Raw genomic sequence first — 1,622 nt, forward strand, 5'->3', positions numbered from 1 at the left:
GAGGGGATTTCTTGTGCGATGCAGACCGGCCTGGCTGCGAGAGCGGCGTTCGGGCCGGGCTCGCCGGGGCTGCCGTGTTGCCGGCAGCCTGTGGCCTGTGGCCGTGATGTGTCAGGCGGCCTTGCGGGCGGCCGGGAACTGGCAGCGCTTGGCCAGATCGGCGCAGGCCTGCTGGATCATTTCCTCGGTGATCGCGATCTCGCGACCCTGCTCGTCGACCAGGATGGCGAACTGGAACGGATTGCTCGCCTGACGCTTCTCGTTCATGCTCATCTCCAGGTTGGCCATGTCTCACCTCGTCTGCCGTCTGCCGCGACGGCTTGTCTGAAAGATCCGGCGGTCAATTCCCGCCTTTCCTTGAGGTCAATATAGACAGCCTCCCCATGCGCGTCCCGCACTTTCCTCCGTAATGTGTAACGAACTATGAAAACATTTCCAGGTGTTTCAGGGGCATGCCTGAGAGTGGGAATTGTCATCAATCCGCTTGCCGGCGTTGGCGGCCCGCTGGCCCTGAAGGGCAGCGACAGCCTGCCGGATGCGCTGCGTCCGGCGCTGCTGGCGCAGGCCGCGCTGGCCACGGCACCGGCCCAGCAGCGCCTGCGTGCGGTGTTCGCGGCGGAAACGCTGCCGGACGCCATGCAGCTGTTCTCGGTACCGGGGCCGATGGGGGCCGAGGTGCTGGCCGCCGCCGGTCTGCCCTGTGTCACGGTGGATGCCGGCCTGGCCTGGCCATCCGGTCCGGCGGATACGCAGGCGGCAGTGACGGCGCTCATGCGGGCCGGCATCGACCTGCTGCTGTTCGCCGGCGGCGATGGCACCGCGCGCGATGTCTGCGCGGTCGTCGGCCGGCAGCTGCCGGTGCTGGGCATTCCCGCCGGGGTGAAGATGCATTCGGGCGTGTTCGCCATCAATCCGCAGGCCGCCGCCGCGCTGCTGGCCGAGCTGGCGGCCGGGCACTGGGTATCGCTGGACCTGGCCGAGGTGCGTGATATCGACGAGGCCGGCCTGGCCGACGGGCGCGTGCGTGCCCGTCATTACGGCGAGATGTCGGTGCCGATGGCGCCGCGCTGGCTGCAGCAGGTGAAGTGCTCCGGCCGCGAGGTCGAGGAACTGGTGGTGGCGGAGATCGCGGCGGGCCTGGTCGAGGCGCTGGAGCCGGGACGGCTTCATGCCTTCGGGCCCGGCACCACGGTGGCGGGCGTCATGGACGCGCTGGGCTTGCCGAACACGCTGCTGGGTTTCGATCTGGTGCGCGATGGCGAGCTGTTGCAGGCCGATGCCACCGCCGCCGATCTGCTGGCGGCGGCGGAGCGCGAGCCGCTGACGGTGGTCATCACGCCCACCGGCGGGCAGGGCAGCCTGATCGGGCGTGGCAACCAGCAGCTGTCGCCGGCGCTGCTGCGGTGCATCGGCCGCGACGCGGTGCGGGTGCTGGCCACGCACGCCAAGCTTGAGGCGCTCGCGGGGCGGCCGCTGCGCCTGGATACCGGTGACAGCCTTCTGGATGCCGAATGGTCCGGGCTCTGGCGCGTGCACACGGGCTATGAGCAGGAAGCGCTGTACCGCGTCCAGGGCTGAGCCTGCAGGCGATGCCCGGTGATGACGAAACATGCGCCGGGCTT

Annotated in this window: 2 protein-coding genes; one reads left to right on the forward strand and one right to left on the reverse strand. The window is 69.5% G+C overall.

Features of this window, described 5'->3' with window-relative positions; all coding sequences use genetic code 11:
• Nucleotides 1–111: 111 nt before the first annotated feature.
• Entirely contained in the window at nucleotides 112–288 is a 177-nt protein-coding gene (locus C5O18_RS10545; protein WP_158249324.1) for a PA1571 family protein, read from the reverse strand.
• 174 nt (nucleotides 289–462) lie between these two features.
• On the opposite strand from C5O18_RS10545, the gene C5O18_RS09240 reads away from it, so the two are divergent.
• Nucleotides 463–1,578 carry an ATP-NAD kinase family protein gene (locus C5O18_RS09240; protein ID WP_241146810.1) on the forward strand — a complete coding sequence of 372 codons (1,116 nt, stop codon included), beginning with the start codon at nucleotides 463–465 and terminating at the stop codon, nucleotides 1,576–1,578.
• Nucleotides 1,579–1,622: the final 44 nt, after the last annotated feature.

The sequence above is a fragment of the Amnimonas aquatica genome, assembly GCF_002943415.1.
Classification (GTDB): Bacteria; Pseudomonadota; Gammaproteobacteria; order Pseudomonadales; family Moraxellaceae; genus Perlucidibaca; species Perlucidibaca aquatica_A.

Bases quoted from the DNA above. Each gene is read 5' to 3' on its own strand.
- C5O18_RS10545 (WP_158249324.1), bottom strand. From the start codon at position 288: ATGGCCAACCTGGAGATGAGCATGAACGAGAAGCGTCAGGCGAGCAAT.